This window comes from Xanthobacter aminoxidans (assembly GCF_043193615.1).
Classification (GTDB): Bacteria; Pseudomonadota; Alphaproteobacteria; order Rhizobiales; family Xanthobacteraceae; genus Xanthobacter; species Xanthobacter aminoxidans.
On sequence record NZ_JBAFUS010000001.1, the window covers coordinates 1,588,462 to 1,612,591 of the forward strand.

The 24,130-nt window shown below is 68.7% G+C and carries 24 protein-coding genes; 15 read left to right on the top strand and 9 right to left on the bottom strand.

Going from position 1 to position 24,130, the window contains the following annotated elements; translation table 11 throughout:
• Positions 1-82 precede the first annotated feature (82 nt).
• From V5F74_RS07275 to V5F74_RS07285, 3 genes are all read right to left on the bottom strand, one after another.
• Entirely contained in the window at positions 83-1,582 is a 1,500-nt protein-coding gene (locus V5F74_RS07275; RefSeq protein WP_250168497.1) for a tripartite tricarboxylate transporter permease, read from the bottom strand.
• 10 nt (positions 1,583-1,592) lie between these two features.
• Positions 1,593-2,054 carry a tripartite tricarboxylate transporter TctB family protein gene (locus tag V5F74_RS07280; protein WP_029555417.1) on the bottom strand — a complete coding sequence of 154 codons (462 nt, stop codon included), beginning with the start codon at positions 2,052-2,054 and terminating at the stop codon, positions 1,593-1,595.
• Positions 2,055-2,248: 194 nt separating this feature from the next.
• On the bottom strand, positions 2,249-3,223 hold the full coding sequence (locus V5F74_RS07285) for a tripartite tricarboxylate transporter substrate binding protein BugD (protein ID WP_024280513.1): 975 nt from the start codon (positions 3,221-3,223) through the stop codon (positions 2,249-2,251).
• Between the two features lie 267 nt (positions 3,224-3,490).
• On the opposite strand from V5F74_RS07285, the gene V5F74_RS07290 reads away from it, so the two are divergent.
• Positions 3,491-5,569, top strand: a complete 2,079-nt coding sequence (locus V5F74_RS07290; RefSeq protein ID WP_394007106.1) for a DUF6600 domain-containing protein — start codon at positions 3,491-3,493, stop codon at positions 5,567-5,569.
• Between the two features lie 74 nt (positions 5,570-5,643).
• Here the strand turns inward: V5F74_RS07290 and V5F74_RS07295 are convergent, their stop codons facing one another.
• Positions 5,644-7,206: a 2-isopropylmalate synthase gene (locus V5F74_RS07295; RefSeq protein WP_029555420.1), complete on the bottom strand. Its 1,563-nt coding sequence runs from the start codon at positions 7,204-7,206 to the stop codon at positions 5,644-5,646.
• Between the two features lie 356 nt (positions 7,207-7,562).
• Positions 7,563-8,534 carry a polysaccharide deacetylase family protein gene (locus V5F74_RS07300; RefSeq protein ID WP_394007108.1) on the bottom strand — a complete coding sequence of 324 codons (972 nt, stop codon included), beginning with the start codon at positions 8,532-8,534 and terminating at the stop codon, positions 7,563-7,565.
• 215 nt (positions 8,535-8,749) lie between these two features.
• Between V5F74_RS07300 and pdxY the strand changes: the two genes are divergently transcribed.
• The 5 genes from pdxY to V5F74_RS07325 all read left to right on the top strand — a co-directional run bounded on the left by pdxY (position 8,750) and on the right by V5F74_RS07325 (position 12,929).
• A complete protein-coding gene (pdxY, locus tag V5F74_RS07305) occupies positions 8,750-9,598 on the top strand; it encodes a pyridoxal kinase PdxY (protein WP_029555422.1) in 849 nt (282 codons plus the stop codon).
• Positions 9,599-9,672: 74 nt separating this feature from the next.
• Entirely contained in the window at positions 9,673-10,578 is a 906-nt protein-coding gene (locus V5F74_RS07310) for a PhzF family phenazine biosynthesis protein (RefSeq protein ID WP_029555423.1), read from the top strand.
• Between the two features lie 180 nt (positions 10,579-10,758).
• Positions 10,759-11,853: an alkene reductase gene (locus V5F74_RS07315; protein WP_394007110.1), complete on the top strand. Its 1,095-nt coding sequence runs from the start codon at positions 10,759-10,761 to the stop codon at positions 11,851-11,853.
• Entirely contained in the window at positions 11,850-12,584 is a 735-nt protein-coding gene (locus V5F74_RS07320) for an NUDIX hydrolase (RefSeq protein WP_394007112.1), read from the top strand. The genes V5F74_RS07315 and V5F74_RS07320 overlap by 4 nt, the downstream gene beginning before the upstream one ends.
• 144 nt (positions 12,585-12,728) lie before the next feature.
• The gene (locus tag V5F74_RS07325) at positions 12,729-12,929 is read left to right on the top strand and encodes a hypothetical protein (protein ID WP_029555426.1); all 201 of its coding nucleotides are present in this window, start codon (positions 12,729-12,731) and stop codon (positions 12,927-12,929) included.
• An 18-nt stretch (positions 12,930-12,947) separates the two neighbouring features.
• Here the strand turns inward: V5F74_RS07325 and V5F74_RS07330 are convergent, their stop codons facing one another.
• From V5F74_RS07330 to V5F74_RS07340, 3 genes are all read right to left on the bottom strand, one after another.
• Positions 12,948-13,481 (bottom strand): DUF1254 domain-containing protein, encoded by a 534-nt coding sequence (locus tag V5F74_RS07330; protein WP_051679360.1) that lies wholly within the window; start codon positions 13,479-13,481, stop codon positions 12,948-12,950.
• A 143-nt stretch (positions 13,482-13,624) separates the two neighbouring features.
• Entirely contained in the window at positions 13,625-14,197 is a 573-nt protein-coding gene (locus V5F74_RS07335; protein WP_250167953.1) for a DUF1214 domain-containing protein, read from the bottom strand.
• Between the two features lie 99 nt (positions 14,198-14,296).
• On the bottom strand, positions 14,297-15,091 hold the full coding sequence (locus tag V5F74_RS07340) for an enoyl-CoA hydratase/isomerase family protein (RefSeq protein ID WP_394007115.1): 795 nt from the start codon (positions 15,089-15,091) through the stop codon (positions 14,297-14,299).
• A gap of 268 nt (positions 15,092-15,359) precedes the next feature.
• Here V5F74_RS07340 and V5F74_RS07345 point away from each other — a divergent pair, with 268 nt between their 5' ends.
• The 9 genes from V5F74_RS07345 to V5F74_RS07385 all read left to right on the top strand — a co-directional run bounded on the left by V5F74_RS07345 (position 15,360) and on the right by V5F74_RS07385 (position 22,954).
• A complete protein-coding gene (locus V5F74_RS07345) occupies positions 15,360-15,701 on the top strand; it encodes a DUF2849 domain-containing protein (RefSeq protein ID WP_051678771.1) in 342 nt (113 codons plus the stop codon).
• Positions 15,702-15,745: 44 nt separating this feature from the next.
• On the top strand, positions 15,746-17,398 hold the full coding sequence (locus tag V5F74_RS07350) for a nitrite/sulfite reductase (RefSeq protein ID WP_394007117.1): 1,653 nt from the start codon (positions 15,746-15,748) through the stop codon (positions 17,396-17,398).
• Positions 17,385-17,897: a DUF934 domain-containing protein gene (locus V5F74_RS07355; RefSeq protein WP_029555432.1), complete on the top strand. Its 513-nt coding sequence runs from the start codon at positions 17,385-17,387 to the stop codon at positions 17,895-17,897. Before V5F74_RS07350 ends, V5F74_RS07355 begins: the two co-directional genes overlap by 14 nt.
• A gap of 6 nt (positions 17,898-17,903) precedes the next feature.
• On the top strand, positions 17,904-18,614 hold the full coding sequence (locus tag V5F74_RS07360; RefSeq protein ID WP_029555433.1) for a phosphoadenylyl-sulfate reductase: 711 nt from the start codon (positions 17,904-17,906) through the stop codon (positions 18,612-18,614).
• A gap of 115 nt (positions 18,615-18,729) precedes the next feature.
• Positions 18,730-19,746, top strand: a complete 1,017-nt coding sequence (locus V5F74_RS07365) for a sulfate ABC transporter substrate-binding protein (RefSeq protein ID WP_029555434.1) — start codon at positions 18,730-18,732, stop codon at positions 19,744-19,746.
• Positions 19,747-19,857: 111 nt separating this feature from the next.
• Positions 19,858-20,712 (top strand): sulfate ABC transporter permease subunit CysT, encoded by an 855-nt coding sequence (cysT, locus tag V5F74_RS07370; RefSeq protein ID WP_024280530.1) that lies wholly within the window; start codon positions 19,858-19,860, stop codon positions 20,710-20,712.
• Complete coding sequence (gene cysW, locus V5F74_RS07375; RefSeq protein ID WP_029555435.1) at positions 20,709-21,635, top strand: sulfate ABC transporter permease subunit CysW; 927 nt, start codon at positions 20,709-20,711, stop codon at positions 21,633-21,635. Before cysT ends, cysW begins: the two co-directional genes overlap by 4 nt.
• Positions 21,632-22,675, top strand: a complete 1,044-nt coding sequence (locus V5F74_RS07380) for a sulfate/molybdate ABC transporter ATP-binding protein (protein WP_024280532.1) — start codon at positions 21,632-21,634, stop codon at positions 22,673-22,675. Before cysW ends, V5F74_RS07380 begins: the two co-directional genes overlap by 4 nt.
• 93 nt (positions 22,676-22,768) lie before the next feature.
• Positions 22,769-22,954, top strand: a complete 186-nt coding sequence (locus V5F74_RS07385; protein WP_029555437.1) for a hypothetical protein — start codon at positions 22,769-22,771, stop codon at positions 22,952-22,954.
• 33 nt (positions 22,955-22,987) lie between these two features.
• Here V5F74_RS07385 and V5F74_RS07390 read toward each other — a convergent pair whose 3' ends face one another.
• Entirely contained in the window at positions 22,988-24,004 is a 1,017-nt protein-coding gene (locus V5F74_RS07390) for a DMT family transporter (RefSeq protein ID WP_394007121.1), read from the bottom strand.
• Positions 24,005-24,130: the final 126 nt, after the last annotated feature.

Below are 24,130 nucleotides of genomic sequence, written 5' to 3' on the forward strand. Positions count from 1 at the left end.
TCCGGGCTGGCAAGGGCCTCGTTCGGCGCGGCGGGGAAGATTTCCACAGGTCCTTTCCGCCGCCGCGTCGTCGCTTGAAGATTTACTCCTTGAACGCCTCCTCGCGGCCCTTCTGCACCGAGGGCAGCAGCACCACCACCAGAGCGGCCAATGCGAGCAGCAGCAGCACGGCCGAGATGGGGCGGGTGACGAACACGGTGGGGTCGCCGCGCGAGATCAGCATGGCCCGGCGCAGATACTCTTCCAGCATGGGGCCGATAACGAAGCCGAGCAGCAGCGGGGCGGGCTCGCAATCGAGCTTCACCAGCGCGTAGCCGAGCAGGCCGAACAGGGCCATGGTGTACACATCGAACGTGTTGTTGTTCACGCTGTACACGCCGATGCAGCAGAACGCGATGATGGCCGGGAACATCACGTGGTAGGGCACGGTGAGCAGGCGCACCCACATGCCGATGAGCGGCAGGTTGAGCAGCACCAGCATGAAGTTGCCCACCCACATGGAGGCGATGACGCCCCAGAACAGGTCGGGCTTCTCCGTCACCACGTTGGGACCGGGCGTGATGCCCTGGATGATGAGGGCGCCGATCATCAGCGCCATCACCGGGTTGGAGGGGATGCCCAGCGTCAGCATGGGAATGAAGGAGGTCTGCGCGCCGGCGTTGTTGGCGCTCTCCGGCCCCGCAACGCCCTCGATGGCGCCGCGCCCGAACTCGCGCGGGTACTTCGAGATTTTCTTCTCGATGGAATAGGAGGCGAAGGAGGACAGCATGGCGCCGCCGCCCGGCAGGATGCCGAGGAAGGAGCCGATCACCGTGCCGCGCAGGACGGGCGCGATGATGCGCTTGAACTCCTCCTTCGTGAGCATCAGGCTCTTCACCTTGGCCGCCACCAGCGAGCGCTGGTGTTCGTCCTCCAGGTTGCGGATGATCTCGCTGATGCCGAACATGCCCATGGCCAGCGCCACGAAGTCGAAGCCGTCGGAGAGTTCCTGCATGTCGAAGGTGAAGCGCGGCGTGCCGGTGTAGATGTCCTGGCCGGAGAGGCCAAGGATCAGCCCCAGCACGATCATGGCGATGGCCTTGACCACCGAGCCCGAGGCCAGCGTCACCGAGGCGATGAGGCCGAGCACCATCAGCGAGAAATATTCCGGCGGCCCGAACTGCAGCGCGAGGTTGGCGAGCGGCGGCGCGAACAGGGCCAGCAGGAGGGTCGCCACGGAGCCGGCGAAGAAGGAGCCCAGCGCGGCGGTGGCGAGCGCCGCGCCCGCCCGGCCCTTGCGGGCCATCTGGTGGCCGTCGATGGCGGTGACCACGGACGAGGATTCGCCCGGCAGGTTGATGAGGATGGCGGTGGTGGAGCCGCCATACTGCGCGCCGTAATAGATGCCGGCGAGCATGATGAGGGCGGAAACCGGCGGCAGGCCGAAGGTGAGCGGCAGCAGCATGGCGATGGTCGCCACCGGGCCAAGGCCGGGCAGAACGCCGATCAGCGTGCCGAGCAGCGCGCCGACGAAGCAGTAGAAGACGTTTTGCAGCGACAGCGCGACGGAGAAGCCGAGGGCGAGGTTGTCGAGAAGGTCCACGGGCGCCTCCTCAGTATCCGCCGAGCCACGGGCCGAGCAGCGGCAGCGGCAGGCCGAGGCCCTTGATGAAGACGGCCCAGGCGAACACCACCATCACGGCGGTGTTCAGCAGCGCCGTCCGGAAGGTGAACAGGCGCGAGGCCAGCGCCGAGACGAACACCGAGATGCCGAGGGCGGGCAGGAAGCCGAGGGGCCGCACGCCGAAGCCGAAGAACACCACCGCGCCGGTGATGATGAGCACCGCCCGCCAGGCGATGCCGCTCGGCATCTCGCCGGGGAAGCGCAGGCCGTTGATGAGGATGATGAGCCCGAGCAGGCCGAGCAGACCCGAGAGCACCAGCGGGAAATAACCCGGCCCCATGCGCACCGCCGTGCCCATGGGCAGGTCCTGGGTCTGCCAGCCGAACAAGAGCCCGAGGGCGATGAAGAGGAGGCCCGAGAGGACGTCCTTCGGATTGCGGATGATGTTCATGTCCCCCCTCGGTGCCGGCGCGTTTTGGTTGCGCTCTGACAGATGGCCTGCTGTGGGAAGGCCCGCGCGGCGGGCGCCGGCCGCGCGGGATGCGTTCCTGAAGGCTCGCCGGCGCGGTCGTAAACCCCGCCGATATCAGCTGGGGCGTCGGGCCGGCATGCTGCGGCCGCGACGCTGGATACCGCGGAGGGGGGTCAGTCGGCGTAGACGCCGGCGCCCTGGATCACCGGCTTCCACTTGGCGATCTCGGCGATGACGAAATCCTTGTGGAAGGCCGGGCTGCGGCGGTCCTTCGGCTCCGGCTCGGTGCCGAGGTCGGCGAAGCGGGCGATCACCTTGGGATCGTTGAGGGCGACGTCGAGGGCGGCGTTCAGCTTGTCGACGATGGCCTTGGGCGTGCCCTTGGGGGCGTAGATGCCGTGCCACACCGCCACTTCGAAGTCCTTGAGGCCGCTCTCCTGCATGGTGGGCAGGTCGGGCAGCGACTTCACGTGGCCCTTGGTGGTGACGGCATAGGCCTTCACCTTGCCGCCCTTGATCTGGCCGGTGGTGTTGGTGGTCTGGTCGCACATGAGGTCGATCTGGCCGCCGACAAGGTCGTTCATGGCCGGACCCGTGCCCTGATAGGGAACGGTGGTCATCTGGGTGCCGATCGAGGACATGAACAGCATGCCGCACAGGTGCGAGGCGGAGCCGACGCCGGCATTGCCGTAGGTCACCTTGTCCTTGTTCGCCTTCACATAGTCCACGGCCTCGGCCATGGTCTTGGGGGCGAAGCCGGGCTTGGCGATCATGGTCATCGGCACGGCGGTGACGAGGCCCACCGCCTCGAAGTCGGTCGCGGGATTGTAGGGCAGCTTGCGATAGAGCGTCGCCGCGGTCGCCTGGCCGATATGGTGGAGCAGGATGGTGTAGCCATCGGGCGCGGCCTTCGCCACCTGGCCCGCGCCGCGGGTGCCGCCGGCGCCGCCCACGTTCTCCACGACCACCTGCTGGCCCAGCGTCTTCGACATGGATTCGGCGACGAGACGCGCCACCGTGTCGGTCGGGCCACCGGCCGCGAAGGGAACCACCATGGTGATCGGCCGCGTAGGATAGTCCTGCGCCGTCGCCGTCGCAGACAATCCGATCGCCGCGGCGAGCGCGAGGGCGGCCGAGAGCATTCGCATGGGCATTCTCCTCCTTGAGGGATCCTTTGGCGTCCCCTTCTGAACCCTTTTGAAGGTCGCGGCGGCCGCTGCGTCAAGCCCGAACTTCCGTAGGGTTGTCGGCAGCATGGCACCTCACCTGCGCCCGCCTCGCCACCTTCTGGCCGCACCACGGCCACGCTGGGTCACGCAAGCATCTGGCAAAGAACGATTTTTCCAGGCGATTTCCGCGAGGAACAAGCGCGGGCCGGGCCGGTTCTCTTGAGACGACTCTTGAAAGGAGACGCCATGAGAATCTCGCGCTCGCCCCTCACCCGAGCCCTGCTCTCCACGGCGGCGCTCGCGCTCGCGGTTCCCGCCGTCGCTTCGCTCGCCGTTGCGACGCCGGCAACCGCGCAGCAGGCGCAGAAACGGAGCCAGGGCCAGCCGCAGCAGGCCGGCCGTGAGCGGGTGGACATCAACATTTTCTACGAGCCGCTGGCCGAGCACGGCAGCTGGGTGCGCCATCCCGACTATGACTACGTCTTCGTGCCCTCGGGCCTCGACGCGTCTTGGCGGCCCTATCAGGAGGGGCGCTGGCTTTGGACGGACGATTACGGCTGGTACTGGGATTCGGCCGAGCCCTTCGCCTGGGCCACCTACCATTACGGCCGCTGGGGGTATGAGCCCGCCTATGGCTGGTTCTGGGTGCCCGGCGACACCTGGGCGCCGGCCTGGGTGACGTGGCGCAGCGGCGGCGGCAAGACCGGCTGGGCGCCCATCGCCCCCGACTCCAGAGGCTATGCCTATGGCGCGCCGCGGGTGATGGACCCGCCGGTGGCGGAAAGCTGGGTGTTCGTGGACAACCGCTACCTCGCCGCGCCGGAGCTGGCGCTGCATGTGGCGCCCATCGCGCAGATTGCCGTGTGGCTGTCGCGGGACAACCCGCGCATCTACCAGCCGGTCTATCGCGACGGGGTGGTGACGACCCGCTTCGTCGACCGTCGCGACTATGCGAGCGTGATCGAAGGCGGCATCCCCTCCCGCCGGGTTGTGTTCGTGGACAACTACCGGGACGAGTTCGTCGATCGCGGCGGCTATGTGGGCATCTACGGCCCGCGCGTCGCCCGTGCCAACCGCGTTCCCCCGCCGCCGCGCTTCGAGCGCGAGCTGCCGCAGGACCGACGCATCCTAGTGCGCAACTATGTGGGTGAGCGGGTTCCGGGGCTTGCCGCGCCTTCGGCCGCGCTGCTCTCGGTCATCGACGACAGCCAGCGGCGCCAGCTGCGCGAGCAGCGCTGGTCGGGCAACAACCGCGCCTATGAACGGGAGATCGACCAGTTGCGCGAGCGCCAGCGCGATCGCATCCAGAAGACCGTGGAGGAGGCCAACCGCAACGCGACCGAGATTCAGGAGAAGCGCCTGGAAGCCATCAAGGCGCGGAACGAGAAGCTGCAGCAGCGCGTGGAGCAGCGCCAGGAGCGGGCGCAGCAGGTGATCGACAAGATCCGGCAGGAGCGGCCGAACACCGTGCCCGCCCGCGCCACCGACGACAACCGGCCGGGCGCCCCCGGCGCTCGCCCCGGCATGCCGAACATGCCGCCCCCCGGCGCCGGCGAGGCCGCCCGGCCCGGCGCGCCCGGTACCCCGCCGGGCTCCCCGCAACGCAATCCCGATGCGCCGACCACGCCGCCGGACCGCACGCCGCCCAATGCGGCGCGTCCTGACACGCCGCGCAGCGGCCAGCCGGAGCGCAGCGAGCGGCAGGCCGAGCCGGACCGCGCCCGTCAGCCGGATGCAGCGTCGCCGGCGAGCCCCGCCGAGCGTCAGGACAGGCAGGCCCAGCCCGATCAGGGCCGCCAGCCGGAAACGCCGCCCAACCGGCCGGGCACCCCGGCGCAGCCAAGGCCAGACGGCAACGCGCGTCCGGAGCAGAACAGTGCGCCGAACCGTCCTGCCGTGCCCACCAATCCGGATCGGGGCCGCGAGGATCGCCCGTCTCCCGGCCAGATGGACCAGCCGAAGAACGCCCCCTCCCCACGTGCTGACCGGGAGCGGCCGGAGCGGCCCAGCCGCGATCAGCCCCGCCCGGTGGATCGGGCGGTCACGCCCGACCGTGCGGCCCCCGAACGCGCCGCCCCCGAGCGTCCCGCGCCCCAGCGCGCCGCGCCAGCCGAGCGGCCGGCCAACCGGGTGCAGGGCGATGGACCGGCGCGCGAGCCCGCCGCCCCGGCCGCCCGCGAGCGCGCCCAGCCCGGCCCGACGCCGGGCGGAGCCGCCGCAGGTGCTGCGCGCCCCGGTCCCGCGACGCCGGCCGCCCGGCCGGGCGGCGCAGGTGGTCCCGGTGGGGCCGCGGGGGCTCCCGGCGACGGACCGGGCCGCAACTGATCCCGCAACGAAAAAGGCCGCCCCATGGGGCGGCCTTCATTTTATGACTAGTCGGAAGCCTCAGCCGGCAGCGCTCAGCCGGCAGCGCTCTGGGCGTTCATGCTCTGGCGCTTCATCTGCAGCTTGTTGAGCGCGGTGATGTAGGCCTGCGCGGAGGCCACCAGCGTGTCGGGATTGGCGGCGCGGGCGGTCACCACCTTGCCGTTCTCCTCGAGGCGCACGGACACCTCGGCCTGCGCATCGGTGCCCTCGGTCACGGCATGGACCTGATAGAGGTCGAGCTTGGCCTGATGCGGCACCAAAGCCTTGATGGCATTGAAGGTAGCATCCACCGGGCCGTTGCCCTCGGCCTCCTCGGTGATGACGCGGCCATCCACCTCGACGCGCATGGTGGCGCGCTGCGGGCCGTGGGTGCCGGCGATGACCGACAGGGACAGGAGCTTGATGCGGTCGTGGGAGACCGCGATCTCCTGATCCACCAGCGCCTCGATGTCCTCGTCGTAGACCACCTTCTTGCGGTCGGCGAGGTCCTTGAAGCGGGTGAACGCATCGTTGAGCGCGTTCTCGCCCAGCTCGTAGCCCATGGCCTTGAGCTTGTCGCGGAAGGCGGCGCGGCCGGAATGCTTGCCCATCACCAGCGAGGTCTTGGAGACGCCCACGCTCTCCGGCGTCATGATCTCGTAGGTCTGGGTGTGCTTCAGCATTCCATCCTGATGGATGCCGCTCTCATGGGCGAAGGCGTTCCGGCCGACGATGGCCTTGTTGTACTGCACCGGGAAGGACGTCACCGCCGAGACCAGCTTGGACACGCGGGTGAGCATCTTGGAATTGATGCCGGTGCGATAGGGCAATACGTCCGAGCGGGTGTCGATGGCCATCACAATCTCTTCGAGCGCGGCGTTGCCCGCCCGCTCGCCGATGCCGTTGATGGTGCATTCGATCTGGCGCGCGCCGCCGGCGAGGCCAGCCAGCGAATTGGCGACCGCCATGCCGAGGTCATTGTGGCAATGGACGGAGAAGATGGCCTTGTCCGAATTGGGCACGCGCTCGCGCACGGTGCGGAACAGCGCCTCATACTCGGCCGGGGTGGTGTAGCCCACCGTGTCGGGGATGTTGATGGTGGTGGCGCCGGCCTTGATCGCCGCCTCCACGCACCGGCAGAGGAAATCGATCTCGGTGCGGGTGCCGTCCTCGGACGACCACTCCACGTCCTCCACGTGGTTGCGGGCGCGGGTGACGGAAGCCACCACCATCTCCAGCACCTCGTGCGGCTCCTTCTGGAGCTTGTACTTCATGTGCACGGGCGAGGTGGACAGGAAGGTGTGGATGCGCCCGCGGCGGGCATGCTTCACCGCCTCGGCGCAGCGGTCGATGTCGTTCAGGGCGGCGCGGGAGAGGCCGGCGATGGTGGCGTTCTTGGTGCGGCGGGCGATCTCCGCCACGCTCTCGAAATCACCGATGGAGGCGATGGGGAAGCCGGCCTCGATCACGTCGACGCCCATCTCGTCCAGCACCTCGGCCACCTCGAGCTTCTCCTCGAAGGTCATGGAGGCGCCGGGGCACTGTTCGCCGTCGCGCAGGGTGGTGTCGAAGATGATGACGCGGTCGTTGGCGCCGACGGTGGTGCTGGCAGTCATGGGAGCGGTCCTTCTCGCATCCGGCGCGGCCCGTCTGGGGGCATGTTGTCCGGATCATAAGCCGAAAACAGGCGCCGGGTCTTCAGGCCCGGCGGCGGCGGTTCCCCTGAGTGCCCAGGCGCAAGCCCGGCCGGCCCTCAGGGGCGGCTAAGGAGAAGAAGCGCGCGCAGAATAAGAGCGTTGCCCGGAACCTTGATGGTCCGGGGCTGAGAGGCGGCGGTCTTGGTCGTGCGGGACGACACGGGGCGCTCTGCTCTTCGCTCACGAGTACGGGAGGCTGCTCATAGCCGAACGGAACGGCTGAAGCAAGGGGGTGTGGAGTGAGGTGGGATGCCTCCCGCCGGCTCCCCCTTCTCCTACTGCACCGGCAGGATGCGCTTTCCGGTCCGCGCAGCCTCGTCATAGATGCGGGTATCGCCCGGCTTCAGGGAATAGCAGGTCTGGGCGATCACCGGCGTGCCGGCGGCGAGCAGCTGGCCCACGGTGGCGAAGCGGTAGCCCTTGGCGCGCAGCGCGGGGATGAGGATCTTCAGCGCCTCGGCGGTGTGCTTGCCGCGGCCGTTGGCGTGCATGAGCACGATGGAGCCGGGCTTGATGCCGCGGAGCATGTCGTCGGCCATGCCCTTGGCGCCGATGAAGGCGGGATCGCCGGAATCAACATCCCACTGGATGGCGAGGTGGCCGGTGTCGTTCACATAGTTCAGCGACTCGGCGCTGCACGAGCCATAGGGAAAGCGAAACAGGCTGATGGCCTGCGGCTTCGGCAGCATGCAGCCCTTCGCCTCCGCCTGCTTGCGGCCGAGGGCGAGGCCGATATCGGCATCGTCCACCTGCCGGCGCATGGCTTCGCCGGTCTTCACGGTGAGATTGGCGTGAGACCAGGTGTGGTTGCCCATCTCGAAGCCGGGATCTGCGGTGAGCTGGCCGCCGCGCTCGGGATGGCTCACCATCCACTTGCCGCCGGCGAAGAAGGTGGCGGCGATGCCCTCGCTGCGCAGGTAATCCACGAGGGCGCCGTCATAGCCCGAGGTCTCGCTGGAGGCCTCGCAGAGGTCGAAGGTGAGGGCCACCATCTTCACCCCCGGCGGCAGATCCACCCGGCGGATGGAGCCGCGCAACGCGGCCGGCACCGGCGACGAGGCCGGCACCGAGATATCCGGCAGTTGGCCCGGCCCGCCCGTGTGCGGCCGCACGATCTCCTCGCCCGGCTTCGCCGCCAGCGCCTGGGGCGGATAGCAGGCCGGGCCGGCGGCGTGCGCAGGCGCGACAAGGCCGCCGAGCATCAGCGCGGCAAGAAGGAAACGGAGCGGCAGTCGGGTCGAGGGCAAGGCGTCACCGGCACAATGCGCCGCCATCGGGCGGCGGCGCTCCGGCTTAGTCTCCTGCGCGGCGCATTTCCAGTGGCCGAAAGGTCCGGTTGCGGTCACTTGCTGTTGCGCGGGGAAACATCAGCGGGGCCGTGGGGCCGCATCAACAGATTCCATTTGTCGGCGGAGGCTGCATGGGGTTAACCGGCTGTTCAGCGCCCCCCGGAAATGGCCCCATGAACATCCTCTCCATCCAGTCGCACGTCGCCTACGGCCATGTGGGCAACGCCTCCGCCGTGTTCCCGCTGCAGCGGCTGGGAGTGGAGGTGTGGCCCATCAACACCGTGCAGTTCTCCAACCACACCGGCTACGGCGCGTGGCGCGGGCAGGTGTTCGAGGCCTCCGTCATCGGCGATCTGGTGGAGGGCATCGCCGAGCGCGGCGTGCTGGCGCGCTGCGACGGCGTGCTCTCCGGCTACATGGGCTCCGCCGACATCGGCGCCGCCATCCTCGATGCAGTGGCGCGGGTGCGCGCGGCGAACCGCAACGCCGCCTATTGCTGCGATCCCGTGATCGGCGATGTGGGCCGCGGCATCTTCGTGCGGCAGGGCATCCCGGAATTCATGCGCGAGCAGGCGGTGCCGGCGGCGGATGTCATCACCCCCAACCAGTTCGAGCTGGAGCTTCTCACCCGCCGCACCTGCACGACACTCCCGGAGGCCATCGCCGCCTGCGACGCCCTGCACGCGCTGGGGCCGAAGGTGATCCTCGTCACCAGCCTGCATGTCAGCGAAACACCCTCCGATTCGATCGACCTCCTCGCCTCCGGGCCGGACGGGCGCTTCCTGGTGCGGACGCCGCGCCTCGCGGTTTCGCTCAATGGCGCGGGCGATGCCATCGCCGCCTTGTTCTTCTTCCACGTGCTGCGCACCGGCTCCACCGCGCAGGCGGTTTCCCTTGCCGCATCCTCCATTTACGGGGTGCTGACCCGGACCGAAAAAGCACAGTCTCGGGAATTGCTGCTGGTGGAAGCGCAGGACGAGTTCGTGACCCCCTCGCGGCTCTTCCCGGCCTCGGCGATCTGAGGCTAAATTGTGGCAAGCAGAGGTAAGAGGCCGGCGTGGGGGCGCGGGTGCTCTTGTAGCGTTCGAGAGCTGAGATGCCGCGCCGGTACGTGACCCTGGACGTGTTCACCACCCGCCCCTTCGGCGGAAACCCGCTCGCCGTGGTGCTGGATGCCCAGGGGCTCGACGACGCGGCCATGCAGCAGATCGCGCGGGAGTTCAACGTCTCCGAGACGGTGTTCGTGCTGCCGCCGAAGAACAAGGCGAACCGCGCCCGCATCCGCATCTTCACCGTCGCCCATGAGATGCCGTTCGCCGGTCATCCCACCGTCGGCGCCGCCGTGCTCCTCGCGCTGGAGGACAAGCTCGCCACGGGCACCCTGCGCATCGAGGAGACCATCGGCACCATCACCTGCGAGGTGGCGGCGCAGGGCGCCACGCCGGCCGGCGCGCGCAAGGGCTCGGCCGTGTTCACCGCGCCGCGCAAGGGCGAGATCGAGGAGGTGAACATCTCCCGCGCCGCCTGCGCCGAGGCGCTGAGCCTCGACGAGAGCGACATCGGCTTCGACGCCCACCGGCCCATCGTCGCCAATGCCGGCGTGCCCTTCCTGTTCGTGCCGCTGGCCGACCTGACGGCGCTCGCCCGCGCGCGGCCGGACGAGGCGGCCTTCATCGCCTCCCTCGGCGGCTTCGGCGAGGCGCTTTACCTCTACACGCTGGACGAGGAAGGCGACGCGGACTTCCGCGCCCGCATGTTCTCCCCCGGCCTCGGCACGGAGGAGGACCCGGCCACCGGCTCCGCCGCCGCCGCCTTCCCCTGGGTGCTGCTCGATGCCGAGAACCGGGTGGACGGCCACCATAAGGTGCGCATCGACCAGGGCTTCGAGATGGGCCGGCCGAGCCGGGTCGACCTCGGCTTCACGGTGAAGGGCGGGCAGGTCACGGGCGCCACCATCGGCGGCGGTGCGGTGGTGATCGCCGAGGGCGTGCTGCATATCTGAAAGACGCCAATGGGTAAGGTGCCATACTTGAGCGCGGCCAATAGGTGGCATTGAAACAACTCACGCTCGTGGGCCGGATTTGAGCCTGCTTTCGCGTGCGGCCGGGCTTGGCAGTGGCTTGATCGCGCCTATGTCTGCCGCATCGCAGCACTCCCGGCCCCACGCCAGAGGACACCCTTCATGAGCGCGACGTCCCTGTTCGAACCCTTCCGCCTCGGCAACCTGACGCTGCCGAACCGCATCGTCATGGCCCCCCTCACGCGCAACCGCGCCGCCGCCGGCTTCGTGCCCGGCGACCTCGCGCCGCAATATTACGCCCAGCGCGCCGACGCCGGCCTGCTCATCACCGAGGCCTCGCAGATCTCCCAGCAAGGCCAGGGCTATCAGGACACCCCCGGCATCTATTCCGACGCCCAGGTCGAGGGCTGGAAGAAGGTCACGGACGCCGTCCACGCCAAGGGCGGGCGCATCTTCATCCAGCTCTGGCATGTGGGCCGCGTCTCCCACACCTCGCTGCAGCCCAACGGCGGCGCGCCGGTGGCGCCTTCCGCCCTCACCGCGGCCTCCAAGACCTTCGTGAACAACGGCTTCGCCGAGACCTCCGCCCCGCGCGCGCTGGAGCTGTCCGAGATCCCCGGCATCGTCGCGGATTATCGTCGCGCCGCCGCCAACGCCATCAAGGCCGGCTTTGACGGCGTTGAGGTGCACGGCGCCAACGGCTACCTCATCGACCAGTTCCTGAAGGACGGTTCGAACCAGCGCACGGACGCCTATGGCGGCTCCATCGAGAACCGCGCGCGCTTCCTGCTGGAGGTGATGGACGCGGTGATCGCCGAGATCGGCGCCGCCCGCACGGGCCTGCGCCTCTCGCCGGTCTCGCCGGCCAACGGCATCTCTGAGAGCAACCCGCAGGCGCTCTTCAACCACGTGATCGACGAGCTGGAAAAGCGCCACCCCGTCTATATCCATGTGGTCGAGGGCGCCACCGGCGGCCCGCGCGACGTGGCGCCGGACTTCTCCTTCGAGGAGCTGCGCAAGCGCTACAGCGGCGCCTGGATGGTGAACAATGGCTACAACCTGGCCCTCGCCAATGCCGTGCTGGCGCAGGGCAAGGCCGACCTCGTGGCCTTCGGCAAGCCGTTCATCTCCAATCCCGACCTCGTGGAGCGCCTGCGCCGCGATGCGCCGCTGAACGAACTGGACCAGAACACGCTCTATGGCGGCGGCGCCAAGGGCTATGTGGACTACCCGACCCTGAAGGACGCCGCTGCGTGAGCGGCGGTTGGGGTCAGGACTGGACCGTGGACCGGCGCATCGCGCCGGTCCATCGGCTTGATCTTGCCTTCGAGCCCGGCGGCTGGACCGAGATGGCCCCCCGCCGCGCCGAGATCGAGGCGTATTTCGCCCGCCGCGCGGCCGACAATCCGCATCTGTGGAACGGGCCGATCCTGCTCCTCGCCCGCCATGGCTTTGCGGACGGCGTGCTCTCCGGCGCTTTCCGCCAGACGGATTTCGCCGCCTTCACCTTCTGGCGCGACGAAGGCTGGAAGGATGAGGGCATGGTCAACGCCTTCGCCCTTGCCGCCATCGAAGGCTCGGATGGCGGCTTCGTGCTGGGTGTCATGGGGCCGCATACGGCCTCGGCCGGCCGCATCTACTTTCCCGGCGGCACGCCCGACCCGTCCGACATCACGGCAGACAACCGCGTGGACCTCCACGCCTCCATGCTGCGCGAGCTGACCGAGGAGACCGGGCTCCGGCCCGCCGACATCCTGCGCGACGAGGGCTTCACCGGCCTGTTCGACGGGCCGCGCGTCGCCCTCATGGGCCGCCTCGTGTTCGATGCCCCGGCCGAAGACCTCGCCGCCCGCATCCGCACTTTCCTCGCCTCCGAGACGCACCCGGAGCTCGCCGATGTTGCGGTGGTGCGGAGCGAAGCCGACCTCACGCCCGCCATGGCCCCCTTCGCGGTGGACTACATGCGCTGGCGCTGGGCGGGAAACTGAGAGCGCGGCAGCGTCGGGCGGTGCCCTCGCGGGAGGCCTGTCCGCCCGCGCCATTAACGTCCGGTTCACCAAACGTTAAGCTTCACGCAACCATAAGGACCACAGTGACGTTGTGATCACGGCTCTCGATGGAGGATCAGGGGCATGAACACGGTCATTGCGTTTCCCGATACGGCCCGCCAGCCGGCGCGGCGCGGATCGTCCCGTGCGGATCGCGGCGGAAGCCGGCCGGAGGGGGCGGAGATCGTCATCCTGCCGGTGGTGCGGATCGAGCGCCACGTCTCGGCCCTGCCCGGCCCGACACCCGAGGTCGAGCCCGTCTTCCGGCCGCGCCGCAGCCACTGACGTCAGGCGAACGCGTGATCAGTTCGACGGCGTGCAGGTCGCCGCCTCGAGTTGCCGGCGCACGAGTTCCCGCATCCCGCGCTCGCGCACGAAGGCGCGCACCGCCACGATCCCTTCCCGCGAGGGGGATTCGATCACCAGCCGGTCGGCGGCGGTGATTTCCTCGTCTTCCGGCAGGGCCGCCTTCTGCTTGCTGGTCATCAGATCCAGCTCGATCACCTTGCCCGCCGCCTGGTCGCTCAGCGCGTAGAAGGCGAGCGCTTCAGAGGTGTAGAAGGAGACGGAGGTGTAGTCGGCGGTGGCCGGCACACGCACCTTCAGCGGCGCCCCCGACAGATCATAGAGGCAGATGGCCGAGATGAAGGCCGGGTCCGTCATGGGCAGCGTCTGCTCCTGCGGGGTCGGGTCCGGCAGCAGAGTCAGGACATTGGAATCCATCAGCTCCGAGAGCCGCGCATAGGCATTGCGCTCGGCGAGCGCCGGCATGGCGAGGATGGACACGATGTGGGCGATCGCGCCCAGCACCACCGAAAAGGCGATGAACAGCAGCAATTGCCCCGGCGTGCCCAGGCGCGGCCGCACGAAGCGGGGACGCGCGACGTGGGGGCGCGGCAGCCGCGAGAAGAACCGGCCCAACAGCCGCCCGCCGCGCGCCGCGACCTCGGATGCCTCCCCGCGCAGATCGTCGAGGGTGGTCACAGGCAGGCCTCCCGCGTGATGCGGGGCAGCACGGCGGCATCCGCGCCCGAGGTGAAGGAGAAGGGCGCGTCATAGAGCCGGAGCGCCACCTTCAGCCGCGGCCGGGCGCCGGTGGGGAGCCAGTTTCCGGTGCGCGCGCGGGGCGAAAGGCGCACGTCGATGGCGCCATTGTCGCGATAGACCACCTCGGCGCTGGTGAAGCCGAAGCGTCCGGCGTCGTTGGGGATCAGGTTGCCGTCCTGGTCGGTGACGGTCAGCGTCCACAGCCGCGCCTGCGGCAGCACGCCGACGATGCGCGTCTCGCAGCGCCCGTCCAGCGGCTTTCCGGCATCATCCGTGGTGGCGAGAAAGACAAGGCCGTCGGCCAGCTCCAGCGGCAGTTCTCCCGAACGCGCGACGAAGGCACGGGCATAGGGATCGGCCTTTGCGGTGCCGGACCGCGGCCAGCCTTCCCAGGCGCCCACGCGCACGCTGTCGAGCCCCCGCGAGTGGGTCACGGAAAACCACGTGACGCCCAGCCCGAGGATGGTGGCGATGAGAAGCGTGAAGGCGAGCGGCAGTAGGCGCACGGGAGGTCCGAAGCTATCCGCCTCTATCTAGCCCACAAAGCCGGCGCGGGCAAAAGCCGGCGCCGGGATGGCCCTCGAGGCCTTACTTGCCGTCGAAGCTCATTTGCCCTCGAAGCGCGGCGGCGTCTTCTGCACGAAGGCCTTTGCGCCGGCGGCGAAATCCTCGGTGCGGGCGCTGGCGATGAAGGCGTCGCGCTCGGCATTGAGCTGCTCGGAGAGGCTGTGGCCGAAGGAGGAGCGCAGAAGGTGCTTGATGCGGCCATAGGCCAGCGTCGGCCCCTCCACGAGGCGCTTCGCCAGCTTGTCCGTCTCCGCCGCGAGTTCGGCCGCAGGCACCACCTTGTTCACGAGCCCGAGCCGCAGCGCCTCCTCCGCGTCCACGGTATCGGAGAGAAGCGCGATCTCCATGGCCTTGCGCAGCCCCACCACGCGCGGCAGCGAGAAGGTGGAGGAGCCGTCCGGCGAGGTGCCGATGCGGGTGTAGGCCAGGGTCATCTTCATGTCGTCGGCGGCGATGGCGAGGTCCGCCGCCAGCGCCACCGAGACGCCCGCCCCCGCCACCGCGCCGTGCAGGCTGGCGATCACCGGCGCCGGCATGGCGGCCAAAGCCAGAATGGCGTGGTGAAATGGATCGATGATGGCGCTCACCACCTTGGGCGCATCCGGACCGGCAGCGTGGAATCGCGCCACATCGCCGCCGGCGAGGAAGGCCCGCCCCTCCCCCGAGAGGACCACGACGCGCACGGTCTCGTCCCGACTCACCTTGTCCACGGCCGCCGCGAGGGCCAGCACCGAGGCCTCGTCCAGCGCATTCAACACGTGCGGACGGTTGAACCGGATGCGAGCGGTCCCGTCCGCGATGTCGAGGCGGACCGGGCTGTTCTCGGGGGTCATGGGCGTTCCTCGCGCGATTCTTGAGCGGCCGCGGGGGACGCGGTCCATGCCGCCAAGCTGCCAAAGGTATCAACGCGCAGCAAGCCGGGCCGGCGCTCCGGAACGGAGCACCTTTTAAGTCTACTAATTCAGTCGAATTTACAATGTCGTGTGTGGGTTATTTCCCTATTGCGCATCAAAACGCGGTAATTTAGATTAAGACATAAGTTTTCTGGATAATTAGCGCTCTCCCGCTGTGAGTTGGGAATATGGGCGCACGGAGATCGCCATGACCTCGCCTTTGCAGCGCAAGCTGAAGATCGCCGGCCCCACCGTCGTCACCGCCAACCGGCTCGCCGATGGCGCAGTCGTGTGGCTGAGCGCCACGGGCGGCTGGACCGACCGCATCGGAACTGCGGCCGTGGGCGCCACCAGCGATGAAGTGCTGCGCCTGCTCGACATCGCCCATGGCGATGAGAATACCGCCGTGGGCGCCTACCCGGCCCCGGTCCGCATCGGTGCGGACGGCAGGATCGAGCCGGCGAACCTGCGCGAGCGCATCCGCGCGGGCGGCCCCACCGTGGCGCTGCCCACCGGTGTCCTCCCGGCGGCTGCCGCCAAAGCCGCCTGACGCCCGTTCCCCGCGCCTGCCGATATCGAGCCCCGAGCCCCATCATGTATGTCTATGACGAGTTCGATCGCGCCTTTCTTCAGGAGCGCGTCGCCGAGTTCCGCGACCAGGTGGAACGCCGCCTCGCGGGCGAGCTGAACGAGGAGGAGTTCAAGCCGCTCCGTCTCATGAACGGCGTCTATCTCCAGCTCCACGCCTACATGCTCCGGGTGTGCATTCCCTACGGCACCCTCTCCGCGCGCCAGTTGCGCGCGATGGCGGCGGTCGCTCGCAAGTACGACCGGGGCTACGGCCATTTCACCACGCGGCAGAACATCCAGTTCAACTGGATCAAGCTCGCCGAGCTGCCGGATGCCATGGCCGACCTCGCCGAGGTGGGCATCCACGGCATCCAGACCTCCGGCAACTGCATCCGCAACACCACCACCGACCCGTGGGCCGGCGCCGCCGCCGACGAGGTGGAGGACCCGCGCCTCTATGCCGAGGTGATCCGCCAGTGGTCCACGCTGCACCCGGAATTCACCTACCTGCCCCGCAAGTTCAAGATCGCCATTACCGCCGCCAAGCACGACCGTGCGGCGATCCGCGTGCATGACGTCGGCCTGCGCCTCTACAAGCGCGACGGCAAGACCGGCTTCGAGGTGAGCGTGGGCGGCGGGCTCGGGCGCTCGCCCTATATCGGCAAGACCATCCGCGACTTCCTGCCCGAGGAGGACCTGCTCTCTTATCTGGAAGCGATCCTGCGCACCTACAATCTCGGCGGCCGACGCGACAACATCTACAAGGCGCGCATCAAGATCCAGGTGCACGAGATGGGCGCCGAGGCCTTCGCGCAGAAGGTCGAGGCCGAATGGGCCGAGATCCGCGACGGCGCGCTGAAGCTGGACAAGGCGGCGCTCGACGCCATCCGCGACCGCTTCCTCAATCCGGCGCTGGAAGATCTGGAAGACGCCCCGGCCGTGCTCGCCACGGCGCTGGCCGATTCCGATTTCGCCCGGTGGCACGCCAATTCCGTCGCCCCGCACAAGGCGAAGGGCCATGCCATCGTCACCCTGTCGCTGAAGCCCGTGGGCGCCCCGCCCGGCGACGCGACGGCGGACCAGATGGACGCCATCGCCGACCTCGCGGACCAGTACGCCTATGGCGAGATCCGCGTCGCCCACGAGCAGAACCTCACCTTCCCCTATGTGCGCCAGAAGGACCTTCCGGCCCTGTGGGCGAAGCTGAAGGCCATCGGCGTCGCCACCCCCAATGTCGGGCTCATCTCCGACATCATCGCCTGCCCCGGCCTTGATTACTGCTCGCTGGCCAATGCGCGCTCCATTCCGGTCGCGCAGAAGCTCACCGAGCGGTTTGCGGACGATGCCCGCATCGCCGACATCGGCCGGCTGCACCTCAACATTTCCGGCTGCATCAATGCCTGCGGCCACCACCATGTGGGCCACATCGGCATCCTCGGGGTGGAGAAGAAGGACGAGGAGTTCTTCCAGATCACCCTCGGCGGCAAGGGCAATTCCAAGGCCCGCATCGGCGAGCTGATTGGTCCCGCCGTGTCCGAGGGCGAGGTGGTGGACGTGGTGGAGCGGCTCGTCGAGACCTATCTCGACCTGCGCACCTCGCCCGCCGAGACCTTCATCGCCGCGGTCCAGCGGCTCGGCACCGACCCCTTCAAGGAGCGCGCCTATGCCCCTCGTTAAGAACGGCGCGCCCACCGAGGACCTGTTCACCGCCATCGCCGACGACGCGGCCCTGCCCGACGGGCCGGTGCTGGTCTCCGCCGAGCGCTTCCTGAAGGAGGCAGACACCCTCGTCGCGCGCAACGGCGAGATCGGCGTGCTGTGGCCAAACGCCCGGGACGTGGCGGAGCTGAAGCCCTACCTTTCCCGCCTCTCCGTGGTGGCGCTGAACTTCCCAAAGTTCCGCGACGGCCGCGCCTACAGCCAGGCGCGCCTGCTGCGCGAGCGTTACGGCTTCAAGGGCGAGCTGCGGGCGGTGGGCAACGTGCTGCGTGACCAGGCGCTGATGATGGCCCGCGCCGGCTTCGATGCCTTCGCCTTCGAGAAGGCGGCGGATGCCGAGGCCTTCAACACGGCGCTCGCCACCTATTCCCATTTCTACCAGCCGACCGGCGACGGGCGGGCCACGGCCCGGGACGTGCGGGTCGCGCATGCGGGCGTTTCGCCCGTGGAGGGATGACCCGAGATGAACGCCCTTGAGCGGGCCGCTCCCCGCCTCGACATCGACGCGCTGAATGCGCGGCTGGAAAACGCCTCGCCGCTGGACGTCATCGCCGCCGGCCTCGCTGCCTTTCCCGGCCGCATCGCCGCCGTGTCCTCCTTCGGCACCGAATCGGCCGTGCTGCTGCACATGATCGCGCAGGTGGATCAGGCGACGCCTATCCTCTTTCTCGACACCGGCCACCTGTTCGAGGAAACGCTGGCCTATCGCGACACGCTGGCCGGCCATCTCGGCCTCACCAACGTGCAGACCTTCTCGCCCGATCCCGCAGCGCTCGCCGCGCGCGATCCGGAGCGGGGACTGTGGTCCGACAATGCGGACGCCTGCTGCGCCCTGCGCAAGGTGGAGCCGCTGGCCCGCGCCCTCGCGCCCTATGGCGCGTGGTTCAATGGCCGCAAGCGCTACCAGGCGTCCACCCGCACGGCGATCGGCCTGGTGGAACAGGACGGGGAGCGGGTGAAGTTCAATCCCCTCGCCGCCATGGGCCGGGAGGAACTCGTCGGCTACATGGACGCCCACGGCCTGCCGCGGCACCCGCTGGAAAAGCACGGCTTCGCCTCCATCGGCTGCATGCCCTGCACCTCCCGCGTCCAGCCGGGCGAGGACCCGCGCGCCGGCCGCTGGCGGGGCAAGGCCAAGACCGAATGCGGTATCCATTTTGGCGAGGGCATTTGAATTTAATTCCATAGAACTTGTGATATATGGGTTGACCAGTCGTCAGGCGGCTGCGATTGTTCGCTATATCGAACGATTGATCTGATTGACGAACGAACTCGCCGGAGGTCTTCCCATGTCGTCTCGCCGCACGTTCCTGCGCGCCGGCCTTGCCGCCGCCACCGCGCTCGTGCTTTCGGCCGGCGCCGTCGCCGCAGCCGACATCACGCTGCTGAACGTCTCCTACGACCCCACCCGCGAGCTGTATGTGGACGTGAACAAGGCGTTCGCGGCCGAGTGGGCGAAGGCGCACCCCGGCGACACGGTGAAGATCAACCAGTCGCACGGCGGCTCCGGCAAGCAGGCGCGCTCCGTCATCGACGGCCTCGAGGCGGATGTGGTGACGCTGGCCCTCGCCTACGACATCGACGCCATCGCCGAGAGGGGCTACCTCGCCAAGGACTGGCAGAAGCGCCTACCGGATAACGCCTCGCCCTACACCTCCACCATCGTCTTCCTCGTCCGCAAGGGGAACCCGAAGGGCATCAAGGATTGGGACGATCTGGTGAAGCCCGGCATCAAGGTCGTCACCCCCAACCCGAAGACCTCCGGCGGCGCCCGCTGGAACTATCTCGGCGCCTGGGGCTATGCCCTGAAGAAGAACGGCGGCGACGAGGCCAAGGCCAAGGACTTCGTGAAGGCGCTCTACAAGAACGCCCCCGTGCTCGACACCGGCGCCCGCGGCTCCACCGTTACCTTTGTGGAGCGCAACATCGGCGACGTGCTCATCGCCTGGGAGAACGAGGCCTATCTCTCGGTGAACGAACTCGGCCCCGACAAGTTCGACATCATCACCCCCTCCGTCTCCATCCTCGCCGAGCCGCCCGTGGCGGTGGTGGACAAGGTGGTGGACAAGAAGGGCACCCGCGCCATCTCGGAAGCCTACCTGAAGTTCCTCTACACCCCGGCCGGCCAGGAGATCGCGGCGAAGAACTATTACCGCCCCCGCGACGAGCAGGTGGCCGCCAAGTACAAGGACAAGTTCGCCAAGGTGGACCTCTTTACCATCGATCAGGTGTTCGGCGGCTGGCAGAAGGCGCAGAAGACCCACTTTTCCGACGGCGGCGTGTTCGACCAGATCACCGGCAACTGATCCGCCCCTCAATCCACCCTGCGGCCGCCGCCCTCGGGAGCCTTCCTGACGGCGGTGGCCGCGGCCTTTAGAGCGAGCGACGCAGAAGCGTCGCCGGACTATAAACCTTCCATGAGCGCCTCATCGTCCCGCCTCAGATTCCGGCAGCCGAGCGTGATCCCCGGCTTCGGCCTCACGCTGGGCCTTACCCTGACGTGGCTGGGGCTCATCGTCCTGCTGCCGCTGTCGGCGCTGTTCATCAAGACGAGCGAGCTGTCGCTGGAGCGCTTCATCGCCATCGTCACGGCGACGCGCACGCTCCATGCGCTGCAGGTGTCGTTCGGCCTCGCCTTTGCCGCCGCGCTGGTCAACATGGTGTTCGGCGCCATCGTGGTGTGGGTGCTGGTGCGCTACGACTTCCCCGGCAAGAAGATCGTCGACGCGCTCATCGACATCCCCTTCGCGCTGCCCACGGCCGTGGCCGGCATCGCGCTGACCTCGCTCTATGCGGAGAACGGCTGGGTCGGCTCGCTGCTCGCGCCGCTGGGCATCCAGGTGTCGTTCACGCCGCTCGGCATCCTCGTCGCCCTCGTCTTCATCGGCCTGCCGTTCGTGGTGCGGACCGTGCAGCCGGTGCTGGCGGACCTCGACCAGGAGTTGGAGGACGCCGCCGCGAGCCTCGGCGCCACGCGTGGCCAGACCCTCGTGCGGGTGGTGCTGCCCTCGGTATGGCCGGCGCTGCTCACCGGCTTCGCCCTCGCCTTCGCGCGGGCGGTGGGCGAATACGGCTCCGTCATCTTCATCGCCGGCAACCTGCCCGGCATTTCCGAGATCGCGCCGCTGCTCATCGTCATCCGGCTGGAGGAGTTCCGCTATGCGGACGCGACCGCCATCGCCACGGTAATGCTGGTCGCCTCCTTCGTCCTGCTGCTCATCATCAACCGCCTCCAGCGCTGGGCGGAGCTGCGCGGGAGCAAGCACGGATGAACGCCCTCGACCAGACGTCGGGTCATACCGTCGCCCACGGCGCCAGTGAGGGCCTGCCCTCCGCGCTGGAGCAGTCCCACACCTATGCGACGCACCGCGGCCGGCCGGTGCGCACCGAGCCGCGGGCCGTGCGCATCGTCCTGACGGTAATCGCCCTCGCCTTCGTCGGCCTGTTCATCGGCCTGCCGCTGGTGACGGTGTTCTACGAAGCCTTCAAGCGCGGCTGGCAGGCCTATGTTGCGGCGTTGGTGGCCCCCGATGCGCTGGCCGCGATCCAGCTCACCCTCATCGTCGCGGCCATCTCGGTGGTGGCGAACCTGCTGTTCGGGCTCGTGGCGGCATGGTCCATCGCCAAGTTCGAGTTTCCCGGCAAGACCTTCCTCATCACCCTCATCGACCTGCCCTTCTCGGTCTCGCCTGTCGTGGCGGGCCTCGTCTATGTGCTGCTGTTCGGCTCGCAGGGCCTGTTCGCCGCATACCTGCAGGCGTGGGACATCAAGATCATCTTCGCGCTGCCGGGCATCGTGCTCGCCACCATCTTCGTCACCTTCCCCTTCGTGGCGCGCGAACTGATCCCCCTGATGCAGGAGCAGGGCACGGCGGAGGAAGAAGCGGCCATCTCGCTCGGCGCCTCGGGCCTCTCCACCTTCTTCCGGGTGACGCTGCCCAACGTGAAATGGGCGCTGCTCTACGGCGTGCTGCTGTGCAATGCGCGCGCCATGGGTGAATTCGGCGCGGTCTCGGTGGTGTCCGGCCATGTGCGCGGGCTCACCAACACCATGCCGCTGCACATCGAAATTCTCTATAACGAGTACCAGTTCGTCGCCTCCTTCGCGGTGGCGTCCCTGCTGGCGCTGCTGGCGCTCGTGACGCTCATCGCCAAGACCATTCTCGAACACCGCCTCGCCGAGGAAGACAGATGACCATCGACGTCGTCGGCGTCACCAAGCGCTTCAAGACCTTTGCCGCGCTCGACAATGTGAGCCTCACCATCCGCACCGGCGAGCTGGTTGCCCTGCTCGGCCCCTCGGGCTCGGGCAAGACCACGCTCCTGCGCATCATCGCCGGCCTCGAATGGCCGGATTCCGGCGAGGTCCGGTTCGACGGCGAGGATGCGCTCTCCCGCTCCGTGCGCGAGCGCAATGTGGGCTTTGTGTTCCAGCACTATGCATTGTTCCGGCACATGAACGTGTTCGAGAATGTGGCCTTCGGCCTGCGCGTGCGCCGGGGCGCGGACAAGCTGCCCGAGGCCGCCATCCGCGCGAAGGTCAACGAGCTGCTGCACCTCGTGCAGATCGACTGGCTGGCCGAGCGCTATCCCGCCCAGCTTTCCGGCGGCCAGCGCCAGCGCGTGGCGCTCGCCCGCGCGCTCGCCATCTCCCCCAAGGTGCTGCTGCTGGACGAGCCGTTCGGCGCGCTCGATGCGAAGGTTCGCAAGGAGCTGCGCCGCTGGCTGCGCCACCTGCACGAGGAACTGCCCGTCACCTCCGTGCTCGTCACCCACGACCAGGAAGAGGCGCTGGAGCTGGCCGACCGGGTGGTGGTGATGGGGCATGGCAAGATCGAGCAGGTGGGTTCGCCCGGCGAGGTCTATGACAATCCGGCCACCGCCTTCGTGCACGACTTCATCGGCGAGACCATCGCGCTGCCCGGCGAGGTGAAGGGCGGCGCCCTCTATCTCGGCGGCCGTGCGCTGGGGCTCGATCCGCAAGGCGTGGCAGACGGGCCGGCCCGCATCCTCGCCCGGCCCCACGACGTGGACCTCGCAGATCCGTCGGCGAGCGCCATCTCCGGCAAGGTGCTCTCGGTGCGCACCTTCGGCCCCACCCGCCGCGCCGACGTGCAGCTCAACGGCAGCGCCGGCCCGGTGGTGGTGGAAGCCGCCGTGCCCCACGGCCAGGACCTCGCGCCGGGCACCGAGGTCGGCCTCAAGCCGCGGCGCTACAAGGTGTTCGCCGCCTGAGCAGGCGGCCGTGGCACGTTTTCGCCATCACCGCGTGGTGACGTACCGTGCATGGGGCGCGCAATCGCGCCCCGCTGACCGGAGTTTGCCGCCGTGCCGCCGTTCGTCGTCGTTGCTCTGGGCGCCCTCGGCGCCGTGGCGCTTGCAAAGCTGATCTCGTCGGAAACGCGGCGCGTCAACGAGGCGCTGGACCGCCGCCGCAAGGCGGAGGCCGGCGACCTGAAGACGGTGCGGCTGGAGCGCGACCCAGCCACCGGCGAATACCGCCCGCGCGGCTGACACGCCGCGCCGTCATCCTGTCCTGATCTGAGGTCAATCCCGCGAGGGCGCGCAGGCCGCGGCCGGCTGGCAAGTCCCGGTGGCGCGCGAACCCGTGGCGAGTCCGACGACACCGGTCTTCCGGTCGTCCCGCGCCGCGCGCCGCGCCGCTCGGCTCTTCGCGTGCTCGCGCTGGATGGCGTAGAGGCCCGCCCCCACCACCAGCGCCATGCCGACGCTGGTCCAGGCATCCGGCAGATCCCCGAACACGAAATAGCCGGAGATGAGCGCCCCGAACACCAAGAGGTAGCGCATGGGCGAGAGCGAGGCGATGGGCGCGTTGCGGAAGGCGAACACCAGCAGCAGCGTGCCGCCGCCGAACGACACGGCGGACGCGACCACATAGGCGAGCACCGGGGTCGAAGGCACCTTCCAGCTCTCGAAGGGCGCGATCAGAGTCGCGGCGAGGCAGAAGACGACCGAGCCGGTGAGGCCCACCACCGCGCCGGGAATCTCCGGCCCGATGCTGCGGGTGGAAATGTCCCGCGCCGCGCCGGTGAAGGCGGCCATGAGCGGCAGCAGGGCGATGAGGCTGAAGGTGGCCGGATCCGGCCGCGTCACGATCACCGCGCCGCAGAAGCCGATGATGATGGCCGACCAGCTGCGCCAGCCCACCTTCTCGCCCAGGAGCGGCACGGCCAGGGCGGTCGTGATGAGCGGCGTCGCCATGTAGATGGTGGTGGTGGACGCGATGGGCATGGCCGCCAGCGCGGCGACGTAGACGAAGGTGGTGACGGTATCGAGCGAGGAGCGCACCAGCACGCTGCGGCGGAACATGTGGCGTAGCGCGAGGAGATCACCGGACGCCACGATGAGGCCGAGGAACAGGAAGCTCACCATCACGGTGCGCAGGCCGAGGCCCTCGCTGAGGGGCACCTCGCGCAGCGCAAGCTTCATGAAGGTGTCGTTGGTGATGAACAGGGCCATGGAGCCAACCATGGCGACGAGGCCCTTCACCGCCGAGACCGGCACATGGGCGACAGGCCGCTGCGCGGCAGCCTGGATGCTCATGCCGTTGCTCCTGCGCCGGAAAAGCGAAGGGAACGAACGATGGCGCCGGCGCAATCCCGGGGCAGTGTCACGTCAAACCTCGTAGATGTCGGGCGTCGCGGTGCGCGCCAAAACCGGCTTCAGGCC